The sequence below is a fragment of the Deinococcus sp. YIM 134068 genome (assembly GCF_036543075.1).
Lineage (GTDB): Bacteria > Deinococcota > Deinococci > Deinococcales > Deinococcaceae > Deinococcus > Deinococcus lichenicola.
The window spans coordinates 84,545-109,877 of sequence record NZ_JAZHPF010000009.1; the positions used below are offsets into that span (position 1 = coordinate 84,545).

Annotated in this window: 26 protein-coding genes and 1 tRNA gene; 9 read left to right on the forward strand and 18 right to left on the reverse strand. The window is 68.6% G+C overall.

All coding sequences use genetic code 11. From position 1 onward, the window contains the following. Nucleotides 1-120: 120 nt before the first annotated feature. Together V3W47_RS10720 and V3W47_RS10725 are read left to right on the forward strand one after the other, a co-directional pair. Nucleotides 121-648, forward strand: a complete 528-nt coding sequence (locus tag V3W47_RS10720) for a YqgE/AlgH family protein (protein ID WP_331825198.1) — start codon at nt 121-123, stop codon at nt 646-648. A gap of 78 nt (nt 649-726) precedes the next feature. Continuing rightward, nucleotides 727-801, forward strand: a tRNA-Asn gene (locus V3W47_RS10725). A 99-nt stretch (nt 802-900) separates the two neighbouring features. Here V3W47_RS10725 and V3W47_RS10730 read toward each other — a convergent pair. The 4 genes from V3W47_RS10730 to V3W47_RS10745 all read right to left on the reverse strand — a co-directional run bounded on the left by V3W47_RS10730 (nt 901) and on the right by V3W47_RS10745 (nt 3,272). Then, nucleotides 901-2,115, reverse strand: coding sequence for a tyrosine-type recombinase/integrase (locus tag V3W47_RS10730; protein WP_331825199.1), 1,215 nt, complete (start codon nt 2,113-2,115; stop codon nt 901-903). Between the two features lie 197 nt (nt 2,116-2,312). Beyond that, nucleotides 2,313-2,486: a hypothetical protein gene (locus V3W47_RS10735; protein ID WP_331825200.1), complete on the reverse strand. Its 174-nt coding sequence runs from the start codon at nt 2,484-2,486 to the stop codon at nt 2,313-2,315. Next, nucleotides 2,483-2,773 (reverse strand): type II toxin-antitoxin system RelE family toxin, encoded by a 291-nt coding sequence (locus V3W47_RS10740; RefSeq protein WP_331825201.1) that lies wholly within the window; start codon nt 2,771-2,773, stop codon nt 2,483-2,485. Before V3W47_RS10740 ends, V3W47_RS10735 begins: the two co-directional genes overlap by 4 nt. Nucleotides 2,774-2,909: 136 nt before the next feature. After that, complete coding sequence (locus tag V3W47_RS10745; protein ID WP_331825202.1) at nt 2,910-3,272, reverse strand: helix-turn-helix domain-containing protein; 363 nt, start codon at nt 3,270-3,272, stop codon at nt 2,910-2,912. Nucleotides 3,273-3,437: 165 nt separating this feature from the next. Between V3W47_RS10745 and V3W47_RS10750 the strand changes: the two genes are divergently transcribed. Together V3W47_RS10750 and V3W47_RS10755 are read left to right on the forward strand one after the other, a co-directional pair. Further along, nucleotides 3,438-3,908 carry a hypothetical protein gene (locus V3W47_RS10750; RefSeq protein WP_331825203.1) on the forward strand — a complete coding sequence of 157 codons (471 nt, stop codon included), beginning with the start codon at nt 3,438-3,440 and terminating at the stop codon, nt 3,906-3,908. A 287-nt stretch (nt 3,909-4,195) separates the two neighbouring features. Continuing rightward, nucleotides 4,196-4,930, forward strand: a complete 735-nt coding sequence (locus V3W47_RS10755) for a hypothetical protein (protein ID WP_331825204.1) — start codon at nt 4,196-4,198, stop codon at nt 4,928-4,930. A gap of 191 nt (nt 4,931-5,121) precedes the next feature. Here the strand turns inward: V3W47_RS10755 and V3W47_RS10760 are convergent, their stop codons facing one another. From V3W47_RS10760 to V3W47_RS10800, 9 genes are all read right to left on the reverse strand, one after another. Further along, nucleotides 5,122-5,604: a hypothetical protein gene (locus V3W47_RS10760; protein ID WP_331825205.1), complete on the reverse strand. Its 483-nt coding sequence runs from the start codon at nt 5,602-5,604 to the stop codon at nt 5,122-5,124. A 28-nt stretch (nt 5,605-5,632) separates the two neighbouring features. Beyond that, nucleotides 5,633-5,881: a hypothetical protein gene (locus V3W47_RS10765; protein WP_331825206.1), complete on the reverse strand. Its 249-nt coding sequence runs from the start codon at nt 5,879-5,881 to the stop codon at nt 5,633-5,635. Continuing rightward, the gene (locus V3W47_RS10770) at nt 5,878-6,063 is read right to left on the reverse strand and encodes a hypothetical protein (RefSeq protein WP_331825207.1); all 186 of its coding nucleotides are present in this window, start codon (nt 6,061-6,063) and stop codon (nt 5,878-5,880) included. Before V3W47_RS10770 ends, V3W47_RS10765 begins: the two co-directional genes overlap by 4 nt. After that, on the reverse strand, nt 6,060-6,788 hold the full coding sequence (locus V3W47_RS10775) for a hypothetical protein (protein WP_331825208.1): 729 nt from the start codon (nt 6,786-6,788) through the stop codon (nt 6,060-6,062). Before V3W47_RS10775 ends, V3W47_RS10770 begins: the two co-directional genes overlap by 4 nt. Before the next feature lie 152 nt (nt 6,789-6,940). After that, entirely contained in the window at nt 6,941-7,159 is a 219-nt protein-coding gene (locus tag V3W47_RS10780) for a helix-turn-helix domain-containing protein (RefSeq protein WP_331825209.1), read from the reverse strand. Continuing rightward, on the reverse strand, nt 7,156-7,536 hold the full coding sequence (locus V3W47_RS10785) for a hypothetical protein (RefSeq protein ID WP_331825210.1): 381 nt from the start codon (nt 7,534-7,536) through the stop codon (nt 7,156-7,158). The genes V3W47_RS10780 and V3W47_RS10785 overlap by 4 nt, the downstream gene beginning before the upstream one ends. After that, nucleotides 7,533-10,253 (reverse strand): AICE element replication initiation protein, encoded by a 2,721-nt coding sequence (locus V3W47_RS10790; RefSeq protein WP_331825211.1) that lies wholly within the window; start codon nt 10,251-10,253, stop codon nt 7,533-7,535. Before V3W47_RS10790 ends, V3W47_RS10785 begins: the two co-directional genes overlap by 4 nt. Next, nucleotides 10,250-10,420 (reverse strand): hypothetical protein, encoded by a 171-nt coding sequence (locus V3W47_RS10795; protein ID WP_331825212.1) that lies wholly within the window; start codon nt 10,418-10,420, stop codon nt 10,250-10,252. Before V3W47_RS10795 ends, V3W47_RS10790 begins: the two co-directional genes overlap by 4 nt. Beyond that, a complete protein-coding gene (locus V3W47_RS10800) occupies nt 10,417-10,608 on the reverse strand; it encodes a helix-turn-helix domain-containing protein (RefSeq protein ID WP_331825213.1) in 192 nt (63 codons plus the stop codon). The genes V3W47_RS10795 and V3W47_RS10800 overlap by 4 nt, the downstream gene beginning before the upstream one ends. An 869-nt stretch (nt 10,609-11,477) precedes the next feature. Here V3W47_RS10800 and V3W47_RS10805 point away from each other — a divergent pair. Continuing rightward, nucleotides 11,478-12,659 carry an aminotransferase class I/II-fold pyridoxal phosphate-dependent enzyme gene (locus V3W47_RS10805; RefSeq protein ID WP_331825214.1) on the forward strand — a complete coding sequence of 394 codons (1,182 nt, stop codon included), beginning with the start codon at nt 11,478-11,480 and terminating at the stop codon, nt 12,657-12,659. A 227-nt stretch (nt 12,660-12,886) separates the two neighbouring features. On the opposite strand, the gene acs is transcribed toward V3W47_RS10805, so the two are convergent. The 3 genes from acs to V3W47_RS10820 form a co-directional block, all read right to left on the reverse strand. Continuing rightward, nucleotides 12,887-14,839 carry an acetate--CoA ligase gene (gene acs / locus V3W47_RS10810; RefSeq protein WP_331825215.1) on the reverse strand — a complete coding sequence of 651 codons (1,953 nt, stop codon included), beginning with the start codon at nt 14,837-14,839 and terminating at the stop codon, nt 12,887-12,889. A 230-nt stretch (nt 14,840-15,069) separates the two neighbouring features. Beyond that, a complete protein-coding gene (locus V3W47_RS10815) occupies nt 15,070-16,659 on the reverse strand; it encodes a solute symporter family protein (RefSeq protein ID WP_331825216.1) in 1,590 nt (529 codons plus the stop codon). After that, nucleotides 16,656-16,955 (reverse strand): DUF485 domain-containing protein, encoded by a 300-nt coding sequence (locus V3W47_RS10820; protein ID WP_331825217.1) that lies wholly within the window; start codon nt 16,953-16,955, stop codon nt 16,656-16,658. Before V3W47_RS10820 ends, V3W47_RS10815 begins: the two co-directional genes overlap by 4 nt. Nucleotides 16,956-17,176: 221 nt before the next feature. On the opposite strand from V3W47_RS10820, the gene moaA reads away from it, so the two are divergent. The 4 genes from moaA (at nt 17,177) to V3W47_RS10840 (ending at nt 21,944) form a co-directional block, all read left to right on the forward strand. Beyond that, entirely contained in the window at nt 17,177-18,178 is a 1,002-nt protein-coding gene (gene moaA, locus V3W47_RS10825; RefSeq protein ID WP_331825218.1) for a GTP 3',8-cyclase MoaA, read from the forward strand. 539 nt (nt 18,179-18,717) lie between these two features. Further along, entirely contained in the window at nt 18,718-19,410 is a 693-nt protein-coding gene (locus V3W47_RS10830) for a GntR family transcriptional regulator (RefSeq protein WP_331825219.1), read from the forward strand. A gap of 162 nt (nt 19,411-19,572) precedes the next feature. Continuing rightward, nucleotides 19,573-20,196 (forward strand): TetR/AcrR family transcriptional regulator, encoded by a 624-nt coding sequence (locus tag V3W47_RS10835; RefSeq protein WP_331825220.1) that lies wholly within the window; start codon nt 19,573-19,575, stop codon nt 20,194-20,196. Between the two features lie 269 nt (nt 20,197-20,465). Then, a complete protein-coding gene (locus V3W47_RS10840) occupies nt 20,466-21,944 on the forward strand; it encodes an ATP cone domain-containing protein (protein WP_331825221.1) in 1,479 nt (492 codons plus the stop codon). Nucleotides 21,945-22,010: 66 nt separating this feature from the next. Here the strand turns inward: V3W47_RS10840 and V3W47_RS10845 are convergent, their stop codons facing one another. Together V3W47_RS10845 and V3W47_RS10850 are read right to left on the reverse strand one after the other, a co-directional pair. Further along, the gene (locus V3W47_RS10845) at nt 22,011-22,370 is read right to left on the reverse strand and encodes a gamma-glutamylcyclotransferase (RefSeq protein WP_331825222.1); all 360 of its coding nucleotides are present in this window, start codon (nt 22,368-22,370) and stop codon (nt 22,011-22,013) included. Between the two features lie 38 nt (nt 22,371-22,408). After that, on the reverse strand, nt 22,409-25,273 hold the full coding sequence (locus tag V3W47_RS10850; RefSeq protein ID WP_331825223.1) for a transglutaminaseTgpA domain-containing protein: 2,865 nt from the start codon (nt 25,271-25,273) through the stop codon (nt 22,409-22,411). Nucleotides 25,274-25,333 lie beyond the last annotated feature (60 nt).

Here is a 25,333-nt window from a genome sequence, read left to right on the forward strand (position 1 = left end):
CTCTCCTCCTCACCCTGCCCCCGGTCGCGTGCCGGGGGCATTTTTTGGCCCTCCCCACCCCCCTCACCCCCACTTCACCCTCTACGGCGTTCCGGCCACGAGCGTTTATCCTGTCCCCCGATGTCTGTGCCGCTGACGTTCCTGGTCGCCAGCCCCCACCTGCACGGCCTGTTCGGGGGCGCGGTGATCCTGCTGCTGGAGCACGACGAGAAGGGCGCGCTGGGGCTGGTGCTCACCTCACCCCTGCGGCAGACGGTGCGCGACCTTCTCCCCGACCTGCCGGAGGGCGGCTCCGGGACGGCGTGGATGGGCGGCCCGGTGGACCCCGCCGTGGGATGGTGCCTGTACCGGGCGGGGATGGACCTGCCGGGGGAGGTGCGCCTGACCGCCGACCTGTTCGTGACGAGCAGCCTCGACGTGCTGCGGGCGGTGGCGGCGAGCGGGCAGACCTTCATGCTCCTGCTGGGCTACGCCGGATGGGGTCCTGCCCAGCTCACCGAGGAAGCCCGCGAGGGGACCTGGCTGTGGGTGGAGCAGGACACGCCGGAACTGCTGTGGGACGTGCCCGCCGGGGAACGCTGGCGGGCGGCGTTCGACTGCCTGGGCGTGAATCCGGGAACGATCATGCCGGGCGGCGCGCAGGCGTAGGCAGGTAGGGGTCTTGCGGGATCGGGGGGGCCATGCTACTCTCCCTCTCGCGCCGGAAACGGCCCGCCACCCAGGTATTCGGCAGTAGCTCAGTGGCAGAGCGTCCGACTGTTAATCGGATGGTCGTAGGTTCGACCCCTACCTGCCGAGCCAGACAAGAACCTCGCCTAGCGCGGGGTTTTCCCTTTTCATGTCCCCGCCCCTGAACGTGCCCAATTGCCCGCCGTGCCCAACGCGTGCCCAACGGCATTCCTAAGCCTCCCTTTCTGAGTCTCGCGTGAGTGCTGAAAGGTCCAGAGTCAGTCCCCCGCGCTCCTCCTCAAACACCGTCCGGTAACGGTCACGGGTGAAGGACGCCCGCGCGTGCCCCACCTGGGCGCTCAGCACCTCCACGGGCTTCCCGCTCGCCCCCTGAATCGAGATGTAGGTGTGCCGGAGAACGTGCGTCCCCTTGTACGGCACACCTGCCTGCTCACACAGCGCCCGCATGAGCTTATAAACGTTGTCCGTCAGGATAGGCAGGCCGCGCGACGTGGTGAACACGGCTTCACTTCCCACGTACTTCCCACCCTGGGCTTCCCGGTCCAGCGCCACGCGCTCCGGCATCTCGCGCAGGATGGCGAGCGCATCCCTGCCCACCGTCACCGTCCGGCGTGAGCGGGCCGTCTTGGGGGTGGTCCGGTGGGCCTTCCCGCTCAGACTCACCAGCGCCTCTTTAATCTGAATGCGGCCCGTATCAGGGTCCACGTTCTCCCAGCGCAGGCCCAGCGTTTCCCCGATTCGCATTCCGGTAGCGAGCATGAAGCAGAACACCACGCCGCGCCGATCCTGCCGCGCCACCCGGTAGAACTTCCCCGCCTCTTCCTCCGTCCATGCCTTCACAGTGTCGTCTTGCGCCGCCTGCCGGGTGTAGCGGGGCCGTGCCACGTCTGCCGGGTTGCGGAGCAGGTCGCCGTGCCGCACCGCCTCGGAGAAGGCGAGGTGGAGAAGGTTATGAATCTGCCGCTTCATGGAGTCGCCCAGCGGCTTCCCCTTCGTGTCCTCCCGGCGTTCGTCCCGGTGCTGGAGGCCCGCATAGAACGCCTCAAGGTCACGCGGGGTAATCGTCGCCAGCCGCCGCTTGCCGAGTCCGGGAACGATATGTGTCTCGATCAGGCTCTTTTGCCCGTGGGTGTACTTCGCCGCCTGCCCCACCTGCCGGACCTCATGCCACGCCCGCACGTACTCCTCAACGGTCGTCTTCGGCGTCACGGCAAACTGCCCGCGCGCCGCGTCCGTCCGGGCACGGCTCAGGGCCTCTTCCGCTTCCGTCTTCGTGTCCACTGTGCCCGCCGCCCGCACAACCTCGCCGTTCGGTAGCTCGACGGTCGCCCGCCACTGCCAGCGCCCGGAGGGAAGCCGCCGCACGCTGCCGCGCCCGTTGCCTCGCTTGGGGGGTGGTGTATCTGCTTTCCTCGCCTTCGCCATGCCTCACCCGCACCTGGAGGGCCAGAAAGTTACTTGACACTCTGGGGAAGGGCGAAGGGTGCCCCTCAGCAGCCTTTCGTTGCGCTGCCTCACCCGCACGCCTCTAGAAAGAGGGATTAAAAGTTCACTACGTTCACCATGTTCACTCACCCCGTCCCAGACGGCATTTCTAGGAGTGAACTTTGAAATGGTGAAGTTCACTCCCCACCCTCGAAGTTCACCGCTTCACCCGGCGCGGCGGTGTGATCAGGCTTTTCACTGAAGCTCGCTGCCCACGTGTCCAGCATGGCGGGGGATGTGTCTGCTTCCAGCTCCCGCAGTTGAACGCGTAGCTCGTCTGCCCCGGTTTCCAACAGGAGAGTGGTGTTCACGTCAGCCTCTTCTCAGCGACGGCGTAGGCGTCCCGTTTGTCTCCGGCCTTCCGAATACCGATCACCACCACGATCACCTGCCCGGCCTGCTCGGCCACCCGGTACACAATTCGGTAACGCTGTCCTGCCGCCCGAACGCTGAGGTAATTCTTCAGGCGGCCCGTGAGCGGCTTGCCGAGCTTCAGCGGCTCGCCCCGTAGTTCCGCTGCACGACGCACGATCACCCCACGGGTGCCCTCGTCGCTGATCGCCATGAGGTCAGCGTCCGCCTCTTCGGTGAAGGTCACGGTGAATGTGACGACCTCAACCGGCTGAGGAGCGGGGGCTTCTGCGCGGTTCCGTTGTTTCTTCGCATTCATGCTCGGCACTCTGCGTCAGGGTGCGGGCATTGGATTTCCGCCGATTCTCCACCCCGCGGGGTGCTCACAGCTTCACGCCGTACTTTGCGGCCACCTCCTCCAGAGGAATCATGCGCACGGCCCCGCTCTCCAGCCGCTCCACCCGGTCGAGGATGTCGGGGTGGTCCGCCAGTGTGGCCGCCGTCTCGGCCTCAGCGCTCTCCTCCTCGGGGCTGTATTCGAGCAAGTCGCCCACGGTGTACCGCTGGCCGGTCAACTCTCCCAGGGCGCTCAGCAAGTGCCCCAGCGTGGCACGGTCTACCCGGTCGGTGTCCCCCCTGGCAATGGCGTAGACGCTGTTTCGGTTGACCTTCCCATTGAGCTGCCCTGCCAGTTTGTATGCCGTAAGGCCACGCGCCTGAAGGATTTCCCCGAGGCGCCAGCGCACTACGCTTCCCGCACTAGTCATATAGAAACAGTACCACGGAAGGCAGTATTAGAGAAGGTTGACATAGTACATACTTCTGTGTACTATAAGGGCAGCAGAGAAGGGCGCTGCCTCCTACAGCAAAGCGCCCAACCTGACTCCCCACGTAGCACGAAAGGAAGCACCATGAAGGATACCAGCCCCGTCACCGTCACCCGCACCTGGGAAGTCGCCCTGTACGGCTCCTACGGTGAAGGCCGCAGCGCCCGCGTTCTCCTGGGCACCCGCACCGTCACCCTCACGGGCGGTCGGGACGCGAAGGGTCAGCGCCTCCCCCTCGTCGCCCAGGTGGACGGCGAAGAGGCGACCGTCGAGCGTGCCGTGGGCCTGCTGGAGTGGGCGAAGTCTGAGGGCCGCGTCACCCTCACCCATGAAGAGCGCACCGTGCCCACCATCGGCAAGGCGCGCGCCGCTGAGCTGCACAAGATCATGGGCCACCTGGGGCTGCCCAGTGCCCGGCACTACGCCCTCGCCGCCGCCGCGCTGGGGGAGTGGGTGCCGCTGGGGAGCCTGGCGGAACTCACGGACCGGGAGGCCCGTACCGTCTGGCAGCACTTGTGCCACCTCTACCCCAGCGTCCGGGCGCTGGCTGCCTGACCCTCTCTGGGCCTGTCTGAACTGGACAGGCAGGCCCGCCTTACCGACCGCTGGAGGAGCGCACCATGACTGCGACCGCACCTAAGCAAGCCCGATTTATACCTACCTTCACCGACCGCACCGCCCCCGCCCATCTGGACTTGTGCAACGTGTGCGGGGAGCACACCGCCCTCACTCACCCAGGGGAGCAGACGGGTATGTGTCCAGTATGCGCCCGCCGGAATGTGCTGAGGGACGCGGCTCAGGCCAGCTTGGAAACTCTGTTTGCCCCTATCTTGGGCGCGTGGGTGAACCACTGGCAGGGCGCGGGCCTGACCTTTCAGGACTTGGTGGATGTGGTGGAACTCGCCTCGGGTGCCTGGGCTAACGATGACCACGAGGGCTTCCTACAGCGCCGCGCCCTTCGGTACGTCCGCCGCGCCTACCCCACGCCCACTGTCACCCATGCCAAGCCTGACCGCATGACCTTCGCCCTTGAGGACCTGCCCATGCTCGAAGACGTGCGCCCGGCGGACTCCGCCCACCCCTGGCCCTACTTTGAGGACGGCGAAGGGAAGAAAGTGGACGTGCTCGCCGGGCCGGATGCCCTGATTCTGACCCTCGCCGGGGATGTGCGAGCCGTGCTCTACACGGGCATTCATGGGCAGACGTATCACAAAGCCCGGCCCGAGGCTCCTGGCTTCCAGGTGCCCCCCCGCCTGTGGCCCGCTGTGACTGCGGCCCTGTCTGGCCCTCATGGCGTGCTGCCCAGCCTGACCGGCGTAGACGTGGACGCGGGGGGCGTGACTCTAACGCTTGACCTATACGGCAAGTCCTCCCGCTACAGCCTGACTGCTCGGGCGCGTTACACCGCTCGGGAACCGCACGCGCTGGGCCTGCCTTACCGCGTTACCTTCCCGGAGGTCTTGGACCGGGGGCGGGAGTTCTTTGCCCTAGCCCTGTGGGTGCCCGCTGACCTGTGGCGCGCCTTCCGCACCGCGCTACCCCACGGCGTCGTCCGAGGGCCAGCACGACCCGCATGAAGCCTCATCCCTGAGTCCACACGGCCCCACATCTGCCCCGCCCCTCACCAGGCGGGGTGTTTCGTTGCATGCGCGCCGCCCTGTTGACATTTGTTGCCCTAGCGAGGGTTCCCGCATTCGACGGGACACCTATGGAGACTGGACACGCACCAAAGGCCACCCAGTGTTCAGAAACGACAAGGTGCTGCCCCTCACCCCTCCAGTGTCCGCAGCAGCCGCGCCCAGCGCCGCCGCTGCCGTTCACTCGCCCGCCTGTACGCTGCCCAACTGCTTACCGGCCCGGCGGACACCGCCTCCCAGTCCCCTTGAACGGTCCGGTGAGTGGCGCTTGACGTGTACTTCAGCCCGACACACACCCGGCACCGCCAGCGCCCTACGTCCCGGTGTCCGTGCCAGTACAGGAAGGCACACCGCCGCGCGCAGCCCGGACAGGTCAGCCACCAGCGCGGCCCGAACGTCACTGCGGTGCAGGACAGGCCCGGCAACCGCTCCCCCGGCTCAGGCGTCACTACTTCGACCCGGAGGGGGTCCAGGGCCATCCTGAGCGCCGCGCCGGGGCGCTGTTCGGGCGAGACATGGGGCAGCACGTCTGCCACGTTCACCCGGTACGGTTCGGCCTCTCCTGTGCGGAGTTTTCGCCGCAGGGCACGCGCTGTCAGGGTCAGGGCGAGCATGGACACCTCAAATGATTACGGACGTTTCTCAGTCCAGCAGGGAGGCGAAGGGGTTGTCAGCCAGGAAGGGGTGCTCAGCCCGGCGTTTCTCCCGCTGGGCTTCGGGTTGGACGCGGCTGTAGGCGCTGCTCACGCTGGCAATCGCCCCGATGGCCTTGAGCCTCACGGTGGGGTCTTCGTGGGTCAGCAGCTCTTCGGCGGATTCGAGGGCCTTCCAGAGCTTGCCCGCCAGTTCATCCATCGTGGGGGCCTTCGTCTTCGCTGCTTTCCGGGTCATGGCATTACCTCCAGATTGAGATCGGCTGCTTTGCGCCGGTTGGCGAGCGCCTTCTTGACGAATCGCCGTCCAGAATCAGCCACGTCCTCGGGAGTCGGTGTCGGACGTGGCGACTGGGGAGCCTGCGACGAACGCACTGCCTCCAGCGTCTCCCGCTTGATCCGCTCGCGTTCTTCGTTCATGCCTGCCCCTCCGTCGGGGCGTAGGTGTTCGCCAACGCCCGCGCGAGAAAGGCACCGTTGTACAGGGCCAAGACGAGGTTGTGCAGTCGCGGCTCAAAGTCCGCGTGCTCCAAGTGGTCTGAGGGATAGGGGAGCGTCTTGTGATCGAGGAGTCCGCCCGCGATGCGGTCCATATGGGGGCGGCTCACCCGGAGGGCGGTCACATCCACCCCTCGCCGCTCCAGCTCTTCGTACAGGGGCGTGACGGCATCCGTCGCTGCCTGTGTGGGGTTCAAGTCGAAGCCCAGCGCCCGCGCTTCCCTGACCCACTCGGGCCGGAGGAAGGTCCACCGCGTATCTAAGGCGATGAGCCTGGACAGTTCCGCTGCAAGGTGGGCCTTCAGGCCATCAACTCCCGCGTAGAGCTGATCTCGAATCTCTCCGATCTCCTCAGCGATCTCACCGATGCGGGCCAGCTTGCCGTCCCGCGCCGCCTCCTGCTCCAGCGCCACGAGGGCGGCCCGTGCGCGCTGCACCTCTGCGCCCTGATCCGCATACATGGTGGCGAGGGCGGCGCGCTGCCCCTCGACCTCGGCCATGCGGGCGAAGTCGCGCGAGCCGCTGACCTTCAGCTCGTCGAGGTGCGCGGCCCGCTCATCGTGAAGGCGCTGGAGTTCTTGGGCGTCACCTTGCAGCGCCTCCACGTCGGCGCGTGCCGCCTCAATCCGTTCCGGGTATCCCGTCATGGGAGCATGGTGCCGGGCAGGGTGGGGGCGTGTCTCGCGGTTCTGACGGTTCCGGCGTTCGTCGGGGTGGGCGCAGTCTTGTTTCACCGTAGATAAGTTGAGAACGTAAAACGCCCGGCGTGTTGTGGTGAATGTGTCGAGTTGCGACAGGTTCACAGCACGGCTTCCCAGTCGCCTTCCCAGCCCCGTTCGTCGAGCCAGCGGGCCAGCTTCCCGGCGAGCATGTAGCGCCTTCCGCCGATCCGGTCGAAAGGCAAGGTGCCCTGTTCTGCCCACGTCCTGACGGTGCGCTCGGACATACGGATCACCTGGGCGACCTGCCCCGTGGTGAGGCCCTGGGGCACGCCTGGGGGCACACTGGGGCGCGTCATGCTGCGCCCCGTGCCCGGTAGCCTTGCCCGCTGTCTGCCGCGCACCTGTGGCCGGGGTGAATCAGGACAGGGGCGGAAGGGTTGCCGTCATACCACCCATGCGCCCGGCGTCCCGCGCTGCACTCGCCTTCGAGTGGGTAGGGCGTGGGCGTCCAGCGGGCACAGCTTCCACAGTGGCCCGGTTGGGCACCGATCTGTTCCCACTCCGGGCGGGGGGAGCGAAGCCCGGCCAGCAGCGCCGCCTTGTGCGTCCGCATGGCGTCCAGCACTTCAGCGGAAAGGGAGGGGGCCGCGTCATAGCGCAGCCTCCCACCCTCCCCCATGCTCAGGCGCACGTCGTACCGCGCGAGGTCGGCCCGCAGTTGCTCCAGGGTCACAGCTCCCCCCGTACTCTGGCCGGGGCCACAGAGGCAGGGGGCAAGTGAACTTGCAGGCTGGGCGAGTGAACTTCATCTCCCGCAAGTTCACTCGGGTTTTTGTCGGCTGGCACAACTTCAGTGAACGTTGTGAACTTAGTGAACTTCGATTCCGTCTCTTTAGCGAGGCGGTATTGCACGCCCTCATTCGACTTCGCCGCAGGGGTGACGCCGTACCCCGTCTGACTGAGGGCCGGGGCCAGTCGCCGCAGGGCGTTCCCCAGGGCTTTGGGTGTCCGGGGCCAGCCCTGCGGGGGGCGAGTCTCGGCATACTCCCTCTCCTCCAGAATGCCAAGTAACTTTTTGACGGTGCCCGTCCATTCCGCCGTGTCGTCCATGAAGGCGCGCAGGGCCTCCGCCACAGGCTCACCGTCGAGCACGCTGCCCGCAGCCTCACTCTGCATCTGACCATAGGCGCTCAGGAATTCACCCGGTGCCCAGGGCAACGCGCCCTCAGCGGCCACGATCAGCCGGGCGAAGTCGGCAAGCCGGGGGGCTTCCTTCAGCTCTGTTTCGTCGAGGTGGCGCAGAGCGTGTGCCAGGACGGAGAGCAGCGCACCTAGCAACCGGGGTCGCGCCCGCTCATACCTCGCCCAGAAGACTTTCTCCGGCGTGCGCCTCTCAGGAGGAATGCGGTACAGCGTGACCGTCAGCGCCCGCTCTGCGAGGTCCGGGCGCGCGAGCAGGTCGGGAATCCCGTTCACGATCACGGGGCGCACGGCCTCCAGAATCGTTTCCTCGCTGTCGCTGTAGAGCGTCCGGGCCGTGAACGCGCCGCCCGTGGAGAGGACGCACAGCGCGTCACTCAGCCAGCCGGGGATGCTGGAGAGGTTATCGAAGCTCAGGACGTGTGAAGCCTGCGCTGCGATGAAGAGGTCACGTTCCTCTTTGGGGGCGCGTCTCCGGTCCGCCTGATTCGGGTCGAGCAGGTTCCGCAGCACGGAAGACAGGGTGCTTTTGCCGGTCCCCTGCTCCCCGTTGGGGGCCAGCACGGGATAGGGACTCAGGCCCGATGCGGCGGCCAGCAGCCACGCCGTACACATCAGGAAGCCCCGCTCATCCGTGTTCAGGAACTCGCGCAGCTCGCCCAGGTCGCCCCCCTCGACTGGGGCAGGCAGGGGCAGGAAGCCCGCTGGCCGCGTGAAGCGCACCGGGCACTCGTGCGGGCGGATGACTTTCCAGTACCCATGCCCGACCTCCACCGCATCCCAGGTGGGCGTGCCGAGGTCGAGATAGGTCGAGCCGCCCTGGTGGGCCACCCGAACCGCCGTCCGGTATTCCTGCCCCTCCCGCCGTGCGATGGCCTGCATGAGTCCCAACGCCTCCCCCTGTGACTGGGCATTCAGCGCGCGGGCCTCGCGGTCGTAGAAGAGGGCCTGAAGGTAGTCCCGCGCCGCTCGGGAGGGCAGGCGGTAGTGTTCCCGGTGCCCGTTCACAGTCGTCGTGATGAAGGCGTTCCCGCCCTGATCGTGCCAGAGTTCGGCTCCGTCCTCCTGGGCGTACTCCAGCACCCGCGTCCCCGCTGGGGGCCGCTTCCGGTCCTCGTCTTCCTCTTCGCCGTCCTGCCCACCGCTCCCTTTCCGCTTCCGCTGGCTCTGGGGGTGGGACAGCCCCAGCTCTGCGGCGGCGGCCTTCACAGCGGCCTTGTGGTCGCCCCTGTGTTCGTTCAGGCGGTACAGGTCGAAGGGTTCGAGCAGGTGTTCCGCGTCCGGCTCGCCCGCCAGCGGGTCATTGCTCGAGTGGTGGTAGGAGCACAGGACGCCCTTGCTGTTCTCCAGCAGCGTCACGTCCCGGCCCGACGCATCCTCACCTGGGCGCGTGTAGCGGGCGCCGTCCCGCGTGTACCCGAAGCGGGTCAGCATCTCGTGAATGCCGTACCGGGCGTTGAACGCCTGAATCACGTCCGTCTGACCGTCTGAGGACGGCGTGGCCTTCCGCTGGGGCTGAGGGGGCAGCACGGGCGCAGGCTTGCTCCTGGGCATCAGCGGCTCTAGCGCTTCTCTCTCTACCCAGGCGGCGGCGTCCAGCCCCCACACCTCGACGGGCAGGGGCCGCTTGGAGTTCTTCAGGTTGCGCGAGCCAGGCAGGCGGAAGATGCGCGCCGCGTCCACTGTCTTCCCGTCCGCCCCGAACGTCTCTCCGAACGAGGCCACCAGCGCCCGGTTATAGGCGTCGGTGTCTTCGATGCTCGACCGCGCCCGGCGTGACCAGTACATCTGGAGGCCGTGCCCCGTGTAGACGCAGGCACGGGGCGGCAAGTCCAGCGCGGCGCAGCTCGCCAGCACGTCCCGGTAGAGCGCCTGGGCCGCCGCGCGCAGCTCCTCCGGGGCCATGTGCAGCACATCCGTCTGCCCGCCCGTGTAAGACGTGCCCTTCAGGTCGAAGTCAACCCAGAGCAGGTGTGTGGGGTGGACGTTGCCCGCGCCGCCCCCGCTGGAGTCCCGGCGAAGGCTGATTCCGAAATAGGCTTGCTGCCCCTGTGGGACCTGCCTCAGCGTGAAGAGGTCGGGGTGCCCCTCGAAGATGGGCCACGGCATGAAGACTTGCTTTCTGGAGGGCAGCAGACGGAACTCGACGAAGCCCTGAGCCACTGCGCCGCCGTAGAGCGTTCCGATGAACTCCAGCGGAGTCAGGCTGGCCGGTGCGTCGGGCGAGGCCGTCAGGGCGGGGGCCGTCACGCCTTCCCCCCAGTCGCCGGGCGGAAGTGAGGCAGGGTCAGCAGCGCCTCAAGCACCTTGAGGCCCGCGCCGATGTTGCCGGGGCGCTGGGTGTCGAGTTGGGCGAGGTGGTACAGGTGCGCTAAACTCTGGGAAGTGCCCACCGACGCCCCGGTGGGCCGCTTCATTTCTGGCCGCCGTTCAGGAACTCCTCGATGGCAGACAGGGGAATGAGAATCTTGCGGCCTACGCGGATGCTGCGAAGCTGCCCTGTGCGGATCAGGTCATAGACACCATTCCTACCAACGCCCAGCAGGGGGGCAACCTCTTCGGGCTTGCGGGTCAACTTCCCGCCGTTCTCAACGGTTAGAGTCATGGGTGCCTCTTTCTTGAAAGGGGGCATAGGTGCCCCTCACGGGGTTTCCAATGCGTAGGAGTGGCGATCTTGGCGGACTGCACTCCTACGCGCCGTTTTATGGCTTCTCTTCACGCCTAACTGCGCCCAGTGTGCATGTGTCCTTTTTGGTGCTTTCATAGCCCTTTTCCTCCTTTCTCGGCACACTCTGAATGGCGGTGTGACACCGCGCTTTTTTGAGCCGTTTTTATGCGTGTTCATCGAGTACGGCGGATGACCTACGGCAAGCCGAAAAATGTAAAAACGTGCTCCCACACGACTTTTTTTGACATGTCAACAAAGTGATCAAAATGTACCTACTTTCGTGCCAAAAGCCTTAATGAAGCTCGCTTCTGAAGCCCTCACGCCTGAGAGCATCCGCAGGCGCTCCCAGCGCCCCTTTGCTTATGCCGTCGAGAACGCATCCAACCGGGCTTAAGCGGGCCAAAGTGGCCCAACTTGTACCCATTCACTTTCACAGTGAAAGACGCTGTACCTAAGCACAGGCGAGCGTTCCTTCTGTGCCCAACCCGTGCCCAACCGAGACGGGAAGAGGCAGCACGAACCGGGACCATTCGGGCCGCGCTGCATATCGGCAGTCGAAAAAAATGCCTGCTAGAGCTATGAAGCGGGAGCGTCCGTTCTCGGATAAAATGACTCGGGATGAGATAGCGAACGCCTGTTAATCGGATGGTCGTAGGTTCGACCCCTACCTGCCGAGCCAGAAGCAAGCCCCGCCCAGCGCGGGGTTTTTCGTTCTCTCCTGTGTTCTTGAAGCTCATAGAAGACTCTTCGGTGTTCGTTCGATTCAGGGAGAGCCGGAACAGGTGCCGGATGCTAGCCTGCCTCCCATGTGGGTCTCCAGACGGGCGGGAGCCGTGCCGGGCAGCGTCTTCGCACTCATGGACGCGGCAAAAGGTCGGGCGCGGGCGGCGGGCCGGGGCATCATCGACCTGAGCATCGGCTCCAGCGACCGGCCACCCCCGGAGGCGGCGTTGGAGGCGCTGCGGGAGGCGACCCGCGACCCCGCCACCTACCGCTATCCCCTCTTCAGCGACACGCTTCCCCTGCGTGAGGCGGCGGCGGCCTACCTGGCGCGGCGCTTCGGCGTGCGGGTAGACGCGGACCGGGAGGTTCTGCCCCTGATCGGCGCGCAGGAGGGGCTGGCCCACCTGCTGCTGGCCGTCACCGACCCCGGCGACACGCTCCTGCTGCCCGACCCGTGCTACCCGCCCTACCTCGGCGCGGCGGCGGTCGCGGGCCTGAACGTGGTCACGCTGCCGCTGCTGCCGGAGCGGGGCTTCCTGCCGGACCTGGATGCCATCCCGGACGACGTGCGCCCGCGCGCCCTGCTGCTCAACTACCCGAACAACCCGACCTCGGCGGTGGCGGACGCCGCCTTCTTCCAGGAGGTCGCCGCGTGGTGCCGGGCGCGGGGCACGCTGCTTATTCACGATCACCCGTACGCCGAGTTGACGTTCGGGGCGTACCGGGCACCGAGCGCGTTGGAGGCGGGGATTTCAGGCGTCGTGGAACTCCACTCGCTCTCCAAGACGCACCATCTCGGCGGCTTCCGGGTGGGCTTCGCGGCGGGGGACATGGGGGCGCTGGCGGCCCTCGCCCGCGTGAAGGGCGCGGTGGACTTCCACGCCTACCTCGGTATTCAGCGGGCGGCGGCGGTCGCCCTCGGCCTGCCGGATGAACTGGGACGGGAGGGGGCGTGCGTGTTCGAGGCACGCAGGGACGCCCTCGTTCCAGCGCTGCGTGAGATCGGCTGGGAAGTCGTGCTGCCGCAGGCGAGCATGTACGCGTGGGCGCGGGTGCCGGGTCTCACGGACAGCGTGGGCTATGCCGTGCGCGCCGCCGAGACGACGGGTGTGGCCGTCAGTCCGGGCCGCGCCTTCGGGGAGCGGGGGGAGGGCTTCGTCCGCTTCGCGCTCGTGCAGCCGCCGGGGGTGCTGGTGGAGGCGACGCGGCGGCTGGGGACAGTCTCCGTGCAGGGAGAGAACGCCTTGCCCACCCTGACGCGCTGATCGGTGGGAAAAGTGGCGGGGCGTCCGCCGCATCAAGGGTGGACGCCCTGCTGTTCTCAAGATGGAGAGCTTAGTTCAAAGGGGGGAGATGCAAGCCTGTGTGCCTTTGGACGCCTGCGGCGTCACCCCCCACCCGGCCTCCCCCGCAAAGGGGGAGGAGCAAAACCCCAGCCTCCAGCTCAACTCCCCCTCTTTTTCTATAAGCGACAAGCCACACGCCACAAGCCTCACACCGCCTGCGTCCCCGCCAGCCGCTCCAGCACCGCCGGGTCCTCCAGCGTGCTCGTGTCGCCCTGAATCTCCTTCCCGGCGGCGATCTGGCGCAGGAAGCGGCGCATGATCTTGCCGCTGCGGGTCTTGGGGAGCGCGTCGGCGATGATGATGGCGTCCGGGCGGGCGAGGGCACCGATCTCCTTGCTGACGTGCGCGCGGATGGCCGCCGGGTCCACCTCATGCCCCACCTGCGGCAGCACGAAGGCGACCACGCACTCGCCCTTCACGTCGTCGGGTCTGCCCACCACGGCGGCCTCGGCGATGGAGGGGTGGGCGACGAGGGCCGACTCGATCTCCATCGTGCCGAGGCGGTGGCCGGAGACGTTGAGCACGTCGTCCACGCGGCCCATCACGGTGATGTAGCCGTCGGCGTCGCGGCGGGCACCGTCCCCGGCGAAGTAGACGCCCGGAATCTCGCCCCAGTAGCTCTTGCGGTAGCGTTCGTCGTCGCCGTACACGGTGCGGAGCATGGAGGGCCAGGGCCGCTTGATGACGAGCAGACCGCCGTCGTCGGGGCCGAGTTCGTCGCCCGCATGGGTCATGATCGCGGGTTCGACGCCGAACATGGGCAGCCCCGCGCTGCCGGGCTTGCTGGGGTGGGCACCGGGCAGGGTGGTCAGCATGATCGATCCCGTTTCCGTCTGCCACCACGTGTCCACGACCGGGCACCGCTCGCCGCCGATGGTGCGGTAGTACCACATCCACGCCTCCGGGTTGATGGGTTCGCCGACCGAGCCGAGGAGGCGCAGGCTGCTCAGGTCGTAGCGGGCGGGGATGGCGTCCCCCTGACGCATGAAGGCGCGGATGGCGGTCGGGGCCGTGTACAGGATCGTGACCCGGTGCCGCCCGATGATGTCCCAGAAGCGGCCCCAGTCGGGGTGATTGGGTGCCCCCTCGTACAGCACGACGGTCGCGCCGTTCAGGAGCGGGCCGTACACGCTGTACGAGTGCCCTGTGACCCAGCCCACGTCGGCGGTGCACCAGTACACGTCGTCGTCGCGCAGGTCGAACACCGCCTGCGTGGTGAGGTAGGTCGCCACCATGTAGCCGCCCGTCGTGTGCTGCACGCCCTTCGGCTTGCCCGTGCTGCCCGAGGTGTACAGGATGAAGAGGGGGTGTTCGGCGTCGAGGGGCGCGGCCTCGTGGTCCTCGCTCGCCCCGCCCACCACGTCATGCCACCACACGTCGCGGCCCTCCTGCATGGGGGCGTCGCAGTCGGCGCGGCAGACGACGACGATCCTCTCCAGGCTGGGCGCATTCCGGGCGGCCTCGTCCGCGTTCTCCTTGAGCCGGACGAGCGAACCGCGCCGCTGGCCCGCGTCGGCGGTGATGAGGACCTTGCTCTGCGCATCGGTGATGCGGTCGGCCAGCGCCGAGACCGAGAAGCCCCCGAACACGACGCTGTGGACGGCCCCGATGCGGGCGCAGGCGAGCATGGCGATGGCGGCCTCGGGGATGAGGGGCAGGTACAGCGTCACCCGGTCGCCCCGCTCCACACCCAGGGAGGTCAGGGCGTTCGCCGCCCTCTTCACCTCGCGCAGCAACTCGGCGTAGGTCAGGGTGCGAACCTCCCCGTCCTCGCCCTCCCAGATGAAGGCCGTCTTGTCGCCCAGGCCGCGCTCCACATTGCGGTCGAGCGCGTTGTAGGCGAGGTTCGTCTGCCCGCCCACGAACCACCTCGCGTGCGGCTCCTGCCAGTCGAGGACCTGCTCCCAGGGGCGCATCCACGTCAGTTCACCCGCCACCTCGCCCCAGAAGCCGTCCGGGTCGTCGAGGCTGCGGCGGTAGCGGGTCTCGTACTCCTCGCGCGACACCCGCGCCCGCGCGGCAAACTCGGCGCTGGGGGCGATCACGCGCTCCTCGTGGAGCATGGCGTCGATGTGGTCGGCAGCGGTGGATTGCGTCATGGGGAACCTCCAGGGGGACGGAGCGTGGGAAAGTGCGCGTAAGGTGCGCGTCTGGAACGGTCGCCGGATTGTGAATGGCCTACTGTACCGCCGCAACGTTGGAAAACGGGTGGCGTCACGGGAGGGGACTTGAGCCGGGTGCCGCCTCATTCTTCCCGCTGGGTGCGAAACCCCCGACACGGGGCCGGGGGCGAGAAGCTGATAGCTGACACCTGAGGGCTGACAGCTCCTCAGTCGTGCGCCGCGACCGTCCCCTCCACGCCCGCCCCGGTGTAGGCCCGGAACTGCATCTCGTCGAAGGTCTGGTCGTCGCCCTCGCGGCGGCGGGCACCGATCAGGGTGCCGAGGGCCGCGAACGCGAACCCGGCGGGGATGGAGACGATGCCGGGGTTCTCCAGCGGGAACAGGGGCGCGGCCTGGATGGGCTTGCGGCCCGTCGTCCTCTCCGGCGGGTCGATGCCCATGATGTTCGGGCTGACGGCGATGAGCGCGAGGCAGGTCAGGATGCCGCCCACGATGCCCCAGATCGCGCCCGTCGCGTTGAACTTGCGCCAGAACAGGGTGAAGAGGATCACGGGCAGGTTGGAACTGGCCGCGATGGCGAACGCGAGCGCCACGAGAAACGCCACGTTCTGCGTCTGCGCCGCGAGGCCGAGCAGGATGGCGACCACACCGACGCCCACGGTGGCGAGGCGGGCCACCCGGAACTCCTCCTGCTCGGTCGCCTGCCCCCCCCGGATCACGCCCTTGTAGATGTCGTGGGTGAACGACGTGCTCGCCGCGATGGTCAGCCCCGCCACGACCGCGAGGATGGTGGCGAAGGCCACGGCGGTCACGAAGGCGAGGCCGAACTCGCCGCCCACCGTGCCCGCCCCGCCGAAGAGGGCCTGCGCGAGCAGGGGAGCCGCCATGTTGCCCGCCGCGTTCTCCCGCGCAATCGCCTCCCGGCCCACGAGCACGTTCGCCGCGTTGCCCATGAAGGCGGTCATGACGTAGAAGGCCCCGATGAGAACCATCGCCCACACCACGCTCTTGCGGGCGTCCTGCGCGGTGGGCACGGTGTAGAAGCGCACGAGGATGTGCGGCAGCCCGGCGGTGCCCAGCACGAGCGCGAGGCTCAGCGAGATCAGGTCGATGGGGTTCTTGTAGCGCACGCCCGCGCCCAGGAACTCCGCCCCGTTGCGCGCCTCGACCTGCCCGAGCAGGTTGGAGAAGCTCCACCCGAAGCGGCTCAGGATCAGCACCGTCATCACGATGGTGGCGAACATCAGCAACACGGCCTTGATGATCTGCACCCAGGTCGTGGCGAGCATCCCGCCGACCACCACGTAGATGATCATCAGGACGCCGACGAGCGGGATGGCGAGGCTGGGAGTGAGCGCCCCGCCCGTCAGCAGGCTGATGAGGGACCCCGCCCCGACGACCTGCGCGATCATGTAGAAGGCACTGACGACGATGGTGCTGATCGCCGCGTAGGTCCGCACCCGCTGATCCTTGAGGCGGTACACGAGCATGTCGGCGAGCGTGTACTTGCCCAGGTTCCGCAGCGGCTCGGCCACGATGAACAGCACCGTGAGGTACGCGATGAACCAGCCCACCGAGTACATGAAGCCGTCGTAGCCGTTCAGGGCGATCAGGCCCGTGATCCCGAGGAAGGACGCGGCGCTCATGTAGTCGCCCGCGATGGCGATCCCGTTTTGCCCCGCGCTGATGCGCCCGCCCGCCACGTAGAAGTCGCTCGCCGAGGTATTGCGGCGGCTGGCCCAGAAGGTGATGCCGAGCGTGATGGCGACGATGACGGCGGCCAGAAGGAAGGTCATCGCTGGGCCTCCAGCGCGAGGCGGTCGAAGGTGCGTGCCCGGACGACGTAGATCGCCGCCATGATCCAGCCCATCGCGAACTCGGCGAAGGCGAACACATACCCGAAGGTGACGTTGCCGAACACCTTTGTCGCCATCAGCGGCTTGTTGTACCCCGCCAGAATGGGCAGCAGGAAGTACAGCACGAGAAAGGTGATCGTCATGATCACGGTGAAGCGGTTGCGTTCGGCCACCAGCCGCGCGTAGGCGGCGTTGCGGACGGGCGGCGAGCCGGACTGCAAGCGGGAGACGGTCATGCGAACCTCCGGGTGAGGGAAAGGGGCGAGGACGCTGGGCACCACCGATGCACGGACGAATTGGGAAGGCTGTCCGCCACATTAGGACCCGGTGAAGGCAGGTGCAATGGACCGAGTTCAACCCTCTTGTCCCTGTGTGCGGAACAGAAGAGGTCCTGTCCAACCCCCGGCCAGACGAGCCTCGCAAATTTCCGTTCCCGCGCCGGGTATGGTGGGAGGCGATGCTGCTCGACCGGCTGGGCCGACCCCTGCGTGATCTGCGCGTCAGCGTGACCGACCGCTGCAACCTGCGCTGCACGTACTGTATGCCCGCTTCAGTCTTCGGCCCCGACTACGCCTTCCTGCCGCGCACCGAGCTGCTGAGCTTCGAGGAGATCGAGCGGCTCGCGCGTCTCTTCGTGGAGCTGGGCGTCCGCAAGCTGCGGATCACGGGCGGCGAACCCCTGCTGCGGCGCGACCTCCCCGATCTCATCGCCCGCCTGACGTGCTTGCCCGGCGTGGAGGACGTGGCCCTCACCACGAACGGCCTGCTGCTGCCGCGCCTCGCCGCCGACCTGCGCGCCGCCGGGATGGAGCGCGTGACGGTCAGCCTCGACAGCCTCGACCCGGAGGTGTTCGGGCGCATGAACGGCCTGGGCACCCATCCGCAGAAGGTGCTGGACGGTATCGAGGCGGCGCTGCGGGCGGGGCTGAAGGTCAAGGTCAACACCGTCGTCCAGCGCGGGGTGAACGACACGGGCCTGCGGGAGCTGTGGCTCGCCCTGCGCGAGGGGGCGGTTGTGCGCTTCATCGAGTTCATGGACGTGGGCAACCACAACGGCTGGAACATGGACGCGGTGGTTCCGTCGCGGGAGGTCCTGGCCCGACTGAGCGCGGACGGTACGGGGGCGGAGTTCCGGCCCGTGGACGCGAACTACCGAGGCGAGGTGGCCGCCCGGCACGTGGGCGAGGGGGGGCACGAGGTCGGGTTGATCTCCTCCGTCACCGCGCCCTTCTGCGGCGACTGCTCGCGCGCCCGGCTCTCGGCGGTCGGCGTGCTGTACACCTGCCTCTTCGCGGGAACGGGCACCGACCTGCGAGAGCCGCTACGTGCCGGGGCGAGCGACGACGAGATGCGGAGCCTCATCTCCGGGATTTGGCAGGGCCGCCACGACCGCTACAGCGAGGAACGCGGCGAGGTGACGAGCGCCCGCAAGGTGGAGATGTCGCACATCGGCGGGTAGGGGCGGAGGGGGGAGGTGGGGGGCGAGTTTTTTGGAGGACAGGCTCGCTTCACCCCCTCCCGGCCTTCTCCCAGGGGCCGCTTGATGTGCAATAGACAGCGGGCGTGCCAGCCGTGCTCTGTTCTCTCTCCTTGTGGGGGAGGGCTGGGGAGGGGGGTGACGAGCAACGCTCGTCTTCCTGCTGGACGACAACGCCTCCATTACTGAGCTGCACTTCACATCTGGCCTTCAAGCGGGGGAGCTAGAAAGCCGATGCTCAACCCCACCCAGTTGACCCGTAGGGCTGCAAAGCGGAGAGCCGGTTTCAGAAGCCGGGCGGGAACAGACCTCCCCACGCCCTCACCGCCCCTCCTCGACCCCAGACTCCTCGACCCCTCGACCCTCCCCCGCCCCGGCGTTCTCCCAAAAAGCAACCCCAAAAGGCTCATTTTGCTGTCCCCTGTCTCGTCACAGGCCAGACAGCCTTGTGTACCTCGGACACCAACCCTAAGATGAGGTTGTATAGCCCCGCTCTAAGGCGGCGGCATCGGGAGGGATGCATGGCGAAGTACCCGCTCATCAAGACCACCCTGAAAGACCGCCTGCTGGGTGGACACTACCCGGAGGGGTTGCCCCTTCCCAGCGAACCGCAACTCGCGCGGGAATTCGAGGTCTCGCGCATGACCGCCCGACGCGCCATCGACGAACTGGAACGCGAGGGCTACGTCTACCGCGTGCAGGGGGCGGGCACCTTCCCGACGGGCAAACGCTTCCGGCAGGGCGTGTTCCGGGTGCGGCCCTTCAAGGAGTGGGCGCGGCACCCCGAACACCGCACCACGGTCCTGCGCGCCATGCAGATCGACGCGACGCCCGAGATTGCCATCGTCCTCCAGATTCAGCCGGGCGACCCGGTGATCTTCGTTCACCGCCTGCGGACGGCGGGCGACGAGTCGCTGGTGATCGAGAAGCGGTACATCAACGCGCGGCTGGCCGCCGGGCTGATGGACCACAACCTCGGCGCGGAGAGCATCCACGAGGTCATGGTGACGATGGGCGTGCCCCTCTCGCGCGTGGAGCAGAACCTGGAGGCCGTCAACCTGCGCCAGGAGGAGGCCGACCTGCTGCGCGTGCCGCTGGGCACCGCCGCCTTCCTGCTGAGGCGCACGACCTACAGCGGCCCCAAGCGTGTGTCCTACGTGAACTACTGGGTGCGGGGCGACCGCTACGCCTTTCAGGACAGCTTCGAGCCGTAGGGAGGGGTCAGGCGTTAGACGAGAGAGGTTGGTGCCTGTGCATCCGCCCTCTTCTTGTTCTGCTCGCTGCGTCTGCCCGGCGTGAGCGGTGTAGACACCCCGGAGCGTCTTCATCTTTGACGGGGTGCAATTTTGAACCCAGCGCGCTATATGTGAGGGACTATGGATTCCTCGTCTCTCCGGGAGCGCCAGAAGGAACGCCGCCGCGCGCGGATTTACAACGTCGCCCTGGAGCTGTTCAAGCGGGGGGGCTTTCAGGCGACCACGGCGACCGACATCGCGCGGGCGAGCAACGTGTCGCGCGGGACCTTTTTCAACTACTACCCCTATAAGGAAGCGGTGCTGCTCGACTACGGCAGCGAGGTCATGGACCGCCTGCGCGATCAGGCCGAGGCGCGACTCAAGGAGGGTGCCGCGCCCCTCACCGTGCTGTACGAGGTCTGGGACCAGCTCGCCGAGGAGAACGGGCGGGAGCGCGACCTCTTCCCGCCGCTCGCCTACGAGGTCATGAATCCCAACCCCGAGCGTGCCCGCACCGCGTATCAGGCGCTGCCGCTGAGCAAGGTCATCGAGCTGATCCTGCGCCCGCTGCATCAGGCCGGGCAGATTCGCACGGACATGAGCCTCCAGCGCATCAGCAACCTGATCGCCGACACGTACCTGATGGTCGCCCTGCGCTGGAGCGCCTACGGGACCGACCGCACCTTGCAGGAGGAGACGCGCCTGGCGCTGAACCTGCTGCTGGAGGGGGCGCTGAGGCGGGACCCGGCGGGGCGGACGGTTTGAGGGAAAAGGTCGGCGGGAGTTGAGGAGCGGAGGTTTTGGGTTGCCCGGCCCGTTCACCCCCTCCCAGCCTCCCTCCTCAAGGGGGAGGAGCTAAAAGAGCAAGGGCCACAGCGTTCTTCTCTCCCCTCGTGGGAGAGGGCCGGGGTGAGGGGGCGTGTGATCACCCCCACTGCCCAACTCCCGCTCCCCCCCCCCATCCCGAAGTTTTTCCCTATCCTCCCTGTCACAGCCGCGTAGAATGCCCCCGGTTTCCCGGAGGTCTGCCCGCCTTGACACAGCCCGAACTCACCGTCGGTTCCCCGCGCCACCACTGGCCCTTCAGTCGGGGGCTGGTCGTGGAATCGCTGCTCAACGCGGGGGCGAGTGCGCCCACGGCGGCGGCGGTGGCGCGGCGGGTGGAGCAGCAGTTGCGGTACACGCGGCGCTCGCCGGTCAGCCCCGACGAGTTGCAGGCGATGATGGTGGAGGTGGCGCGCGACGTGGCCGGGGACGAGGTGGCGAATGCCGCCGCCCGGCAGACGCCCGCCTTCGTGGACATCCTCGTGCGGGCAAAGAAGGGGACGCTGCCCTTCAGCCGGGGGGTGCTGGCCCGCACGTTGGAGGACACCGGCCTCTCGCCGCGCGACGCCTACGGCACGGCGAGCACCGTGGACGTGGAGTTGCGGCAATCCGGCGTGCGCGAGCTGAGCGTCGAGGAGCTGGACGCCCTGACCGAGCGGACCCTCGCCGAGCGGTACGGCGAACACCTGCGGCTGACCTACCGCTTCCTGAAGCGCAACCGGGGACGGCTGGGCGTGGTCAGCGCGCGGGGCGGCACGCCGTCGCCCTTCAGCAAGGGGCTGCTCGTGCAGTCGCTCCTGGCGGCGGGGGTCGCGCCGGACGTGGCGCGCAAGGTCGCCCGCGTGACTCAGCGCGACCTGCGCGGCAGCGAGGACCGGGTGGTGACGCGGCAGGCCATCCGCGAGAAGGTGGAGGCCCTGCTCCGCGACGAGGTGGGGCCGGACGTGAGCGCCCGCTACCGCCTCCTGCGGGTGATTCGCCGCCCGCCCCGTCCCCTCGTGGTGCTGCTGGGCGGCGTGAGCGGCACGGGCAAGAGCTACCTCGCCGCCGAGGTCGCCTACCGCCTGGGCATCACCCGCGTGGTCAGCACCGACTCCATCCGCCAGGTCATGCGCGCGATGGTCTCGCCCGCGCTCGTGCCCACGCTGCACGCGAGCACCTTCAACGCGTGGGAGGCGCTGATCCCGCCCGGCGAGGCCCGGCCCGAGCACCCCAGCGAGGCCGCGCTCCTCGCCGGATTTCGAGATCAGGTCGGGCAGGTCAGCGTGGGGCTGGGGGCGGTCGTGCGGCGCTCCATCGAGGAGGGGACGAGCCTCGTGCTGGAGGGCGTCCACCTCGTTCCCGGCTACCTGCGGGCCGACGCCTACGCGGGGGCGCTCGTGGTGCCCATGCTCGTCACGCTGCCCGACGAGGACGAGCACCGCCGCCACTTCGAGTCGCGCGACCGGGAGACGGCGGCGAGTCGGCCCCTGCACCACTACATGCGCTACTTCAACGAGATTCGGACCATGCAGCGGTTTCTGGAGGACCTCGCCGCCCGCGAGAACGTGCCCCTGCTGGACGCCCTCACGCTGGACGAGAGCGCCGATCAGGCCGTGGACGTGGTGCTGCGCCGGGTGATGGAGGCCCTGACCGCAGAGGAACGCGCCGCCCTGCTGAGGGAGGAGGAGGGGGCGGCGGGGCGGTAGAGGGAGGCATCCCCGGAATAGCTTTGTGGAGGAAGGCCGACGCCCACCTCCGGGGCTTAAAGAGTCTCAAGCTCGCGCGAGGACATAGAGACTCACCGGCAATCTTCCGCGCGCCACCTCCACGACGGCGGTGACACGCTGGTAGCCGGGACCCTCGAACTCATCGAGCCGCGACCAGTGAAACGGAAGGTCTGCCGACTCAAACACCTGAACTTCGATGGTGTCTCCAGCGTCGTCGAGGATAAGGCCGGGGTAGCCAAGAGACGCGCCCCACCCTTCGGCCACGAGCCAGCCGCGTACCGTTCCGTTCTGCCAGGAGCCTTGCAGGTCCGCGAGTTGATGATGGTTCGGCCTGCCGGGAGCCAGCGTTCCGTAGGTCGCCAGCCTTATTTTCACGTTCTCCAGATCGGATTCGAGTTCTCTCACGTCCTCTCTTTCTACAAAAGAGGGCGGTTCCATCCAACTCAGCGCCGCACCCGCCGCACCGCCGCCCGCAACTCGCGCAAAGCCTCTCCCCCAGCGTCCGGGGCATACCGCGCCTTCTGATATGCGGAGACAGCAGCGTTGATCGCCTCGGCGCGGATGGGGTAAGCGAGGGCCGCGCGCCCAGCATAGGCGCTCGCCGTCTCGCCGGGGGCGCGGGGCAGGCGCAGGCGGCGGGCGAGATCGTCCAGCAGGCGGGCGGCGGGGTCGGCGGGGCGGGAACGCGCGGCCAGCAGGGCGGGCAGCAGCGCGAGCAGGAGCAACCCGGCCCCGAGCGCGAGGTACGGGACGCCTCCGACCCGGCCCACCCCCACGCTGGTGAAGAGGTCACGTTGCCGCGAGCCGTCGTACCCAGCGACCCACGTATTCCAGCGGGTCTGGAGGGCGTCCAATCGCAACGCCGCCCGGCGCAGGGGCGTCGGCGGGGGAGCAGCTTGAGCGGTCGGCGTGGTAAGGGCGGTCGCCAGCCCGGCATTCACCCGCGCGGGGGCGATGGCGGCGGTGGGGTCCACCCGCACCCAGCCCTGGCCGGGGAGCCAGACCTCGGCCCAGGCGTGGGCATCCTGTGCCCGCACGATGAGGTAGCCGCCGTCGGGGTTGACCTCGCCGCCGAGGTAGCCGCCGACCACGCGGGCGGGCAGCCCCGCCGCACGTATCAGGAACGCGAAGGCCGAGGCGTAGTGTTCGCAGAAGCCGCGCCGGGTGCCGAAGAGGAAGGCATCCACCCGGTCCCGTTCGGGCAGCGTCGGCGGCTGGAGGGTGTAGGTGAAGCCGCCCGAGCGCAGGTAGGCGAGGGCGGCCTCCACCCGTGCCTCCGGTGTCAGCGAGCGCCACTGGGCCGCGAGAGAGCGGGCACGCGGACTCTCTCCGTCGGGCAGCCGCAAGTTGAATTCCAGGCGCTCCCGGCTCTCCGTCACGCCGAGGCGGGCGGCGCGGCTCTGGAAGGCGTAGCGGGTGCGGGAGGTGGCGGGCCGGGGATTGACCGCCTGGAAGGCACTCGTCAGGAAGACGTTCGGTGGCAGGGCGGTGGGCACGTCGAGCGCGGTGAGCCACGGCCCGCTGCCCGGCTCCAGCGTCAGAGTGTAGGTGAGGGTCGGCCCAGAAACCTCCACGCTCGGGGAGGGGCCGCGCAGGCGCACCTGGGTCCACTCCGCGCCGTCGTAGGCCTCGTAGACGGGGCCGCGCCAGTAGCGTTCGGCGGGAGCGGGCACGGCCCCCCCGAAGTCCGCGCGGAAGGCGACCGCCGGACTCTGGGCGAGGGTGCCGAACTCCCCCGCGCGGATGCGGTCGGCGAGGCCCGTTTGTGCGCCCGACTGCACGGGAAGTTGCCACAGCGGGCCATCGGGCCGGGGAAAGAGGACGAAGAGGACGAGCGCGAGCGGCGCAGCCCGCGCGGTCACGCCAGCCGCCACGCGCAGGGGCCGGACCACCGCCGGGCCGGGGAGGGCCGTCCACCCCACCAGCGCCCCGAGGAGCAGCAGGACGCTCAGCCCCGCGTGGACGGCGGCGAGCGGTCCCTGCCCGAAGAAGAAGTGCGTCAGCGTCACGAACACACCGAGGAGGGCGAGCAGCCGGGCGTCGCGGACGGTGCGCGTCTCGGCGGCCTTCATGGCGACGAGGAGGGCGAGGAAGGCCGTGCCCGCATCCCGCCCCAGCAGGGTGCCGTACTGGGAGTTGAGGAGCGCCGCCGACCCAACCGCCAGAAGGGCCAGCAGAGGGGCGAGGACGGCGGGCAGACGGTTCCAGCGCGGGAGGGTGCGCGCGGCGGCGTACCCCAGCACCGCCACCAGCCCCAGGGTCGCCCACACGGGCTGACGCGGGGCGACGGGCGCGAGGGCCACCGCGAGCGCGAGGAGGGTCAGGCGGAGCGGTCCGCCGGGCAGGGGTGGGACGGTCTTCACGCGTCGTCCCTGTGTGGGGGTGGGGGGCGTGCCGTGCAGCGCCAGCGCCGTCAGGGCCGCCCGCGCTTGCGTCTCCCCCCGTCCGACCGGAAGGGCCACGCTGGGCAGCGTCAGCCCGAAGGGGGTGTCCGCCCGCCGCGCCGCCCCCACCCACGCCGCGAGGCGCGCGAGCCGGGCCTCTGGGTCTCCCAGGGCCGCCGTGTCCGCCCAGTCCAGCATCGCCGCCGTCCCCACGGGCGCGTCCGTCTCGCGGGTGAGGAGGGTGCCCGTGCGGGCCGCGTGCCGCCACGACACCCGCCGGGGCGAGTCGCCGGGCAGGTAGGCGCGCAGGCCACTGAACTCCTCGTCGCCGGGGGCGCGGCGGCCACCCTCCCCCTCCCCGGCGGCGGGGCGCGGTGGGGGCGATGGGGCACCGGGTTCCGGGGCGGGAAACACCGTCAGTGCCTCCGGCACGGGCAGGGGCCGCGTGACCTCCCACAGCCCGAGGGGGTCGAGGGCCACCACGCGGGGCCGCGCAAGGGTCAGCCTTCCCCGCGTCGGCGTGGGCACGGGCAGCGTGAGGCGAAGCTGTCCGCCCGCCGGGACGTGCCCCCGCGCCTCCGGGCTGCCGCGCCCGCCCACCCACACCGCCGCGAGGGAGGCGGGTCCCGTGCTCGTCACGACCGCCGTGAAGGTCGCCGTGCCCCCCGCCACCGCCTCGCCGGGAGGGGTGAGCGTGGCCCGCAGCGCCCGCCCCGCACGGCTCACCCCCGTCGCCGTGACCACCCACACGCCGCCGAGCAGGAACGTCACCCCGTAGCCGAGGCTCAGCCCGTAGTTCACGCACCCGATCAGGGTGAGCACGATCAGCCCCAGGAAGGCGACCCCCAGCCGCGTCGGGCGCAGGCGGTTGGAGAACCCGTCGCGTTCGGCGGCAGGTGGGGAACTCTGGAGAGGCCGTCTCATAGGCAGAACACCGGACGCTCAGCCCCGTCTCTTGCTGGCGGCTGGAAGCTGGCCGCTGGC

Excerpts from the sequence above, each read along its gene's own strand:
- V3W47_RS10720 (WP_331825198.1), top strand. The coding sequence starts at position 121 with ATGTCTGTGCCGCTGACGTTCCTGGTCGCCAGCCCCCACCTGCACGGC.
- V3W47_RS10730 (WP_331825199.1), bottom strand. The coding sequence starts at position 2,115 with ATGGCGAAGGCGAGGAAAGCAGATACACCACCCCCCAAGCGAGGCAAC.
- V3W47_RS10750 (WP_331825203.1), top strand. The coding sequence starts at position 3,438 with ATGAAGGATACCAGCCCCGTCACCGTCACCCGCACCTGGGAAGTCGCC.
- V3W47_RS10760 (WP_331825205.1), bottom strand. The coding sequence starts at position 5,604 with ATGCTCGCCCTGACCCTGACAGCGCGTGCCCTGCGGCGAAAACTCCGC.
- V3W47_RS10765 (WP_331825206.1), bottom strand. The coding sequence starts at position 5,881 with ATGACCCGGAAAGCAGCGAAGACGAAGGCCCCCACGATGGATGAACTG.
- V3W47_RS10770 (WP_331825207.1), bottom strand. The coding sequence starts at position 6,063 with ATGAACGAAGAACGCGAGCGGATCAAGCGGGAGACGCTGGAGGCAGTG.
- V3W47_RS10775 (WP_331825208.1), bottom strand. The coding sequence starts at position 6,788 with ATGACGGGATACCCGGAACGGATTGAGGCGGCACGCGCCGACGTGGAG.
- V3W47_RS10780 (WP_331825209.1), bottom strand. The coding sequence starts at position 7,159 with ATGACGCGCCCCAGTGTGCCCCCAGGCGTGCCCCAGGGCCTCACCACG.
- V3W47_RS10795 (WP_331825212.1), bottom strand. The coding sequence starts at position 10,420 with ATGAAGCGGCCCACCGGGGCGTCGGTGGGCACTTCCCAGAGTTTAGCG.
- V3W47_RS10800 (WP_331825213.1), bottom strand. The coding sequence starts at position 10,608 with ATGACTCTAACCGTTGAGAACGGCGGGAAGTTGACCCGCAAGCCCGAA.
- V3W47_RS10805 (WP_331825214.1), top strand. The coding sequence starts at position 11,478 with ATGTGGGTCTCCAGACGGGCGGGAGCCGTGCCGGGCAGCGTCTTCGCA.
- acs (WP_331825215.1), bottom strand. The coding sequence starts at position 14,839 with ATGACGCAATCCACCGCTGCCGACCACATCGACGCCATGCTCCACGAG.
- V3W47_RS10815 (WP_331825216.1), bottom strand. The coding sequence starts at position 16,659 with ATGACCTTCCTTCTGGCCGCCGTCATCGTCGCCATCACGCTCGGCATC.
- V3W47_RS10820 (WP_331825217.1), bottom strand. The coding sequence starts at position 16,955 with ATGACCGTCTCCCGCTTGCAGTCCGGCTCGCCGCCCGTCCGCAACGCC.
- moaA (WP_331825218.1), top strand. The coding sequence starts at position 17,177 with ATGCTGCTCGACCGGCTGGGCCGACCCCTGCGTGATCTGCGCGTCAGC.
- V3W47_RS10830 (WP_331825219.1), top strand. The coding sequence starts at position 18,718 with ATGGCGAAGTACCCGCTCATCAAGACCACCCTGAAAGACCGCCTGCTG.
- V3W47_RS10835 (WP_331825220.1), top strand. The coding sequence starts at position 19,573 with ATGGATTCCTCGTCTCTCCGGGAGCGCCAGAAGGAACGCCGCCGCGCG.
- V3W47_RS10850 (WP_331825223.1), bottom strand. The coding sequence starts at position 25,273 with ATGAGACGGCCTCTCCAGAGTTCCCCACCTGCCGCCGAACGCGACGGG.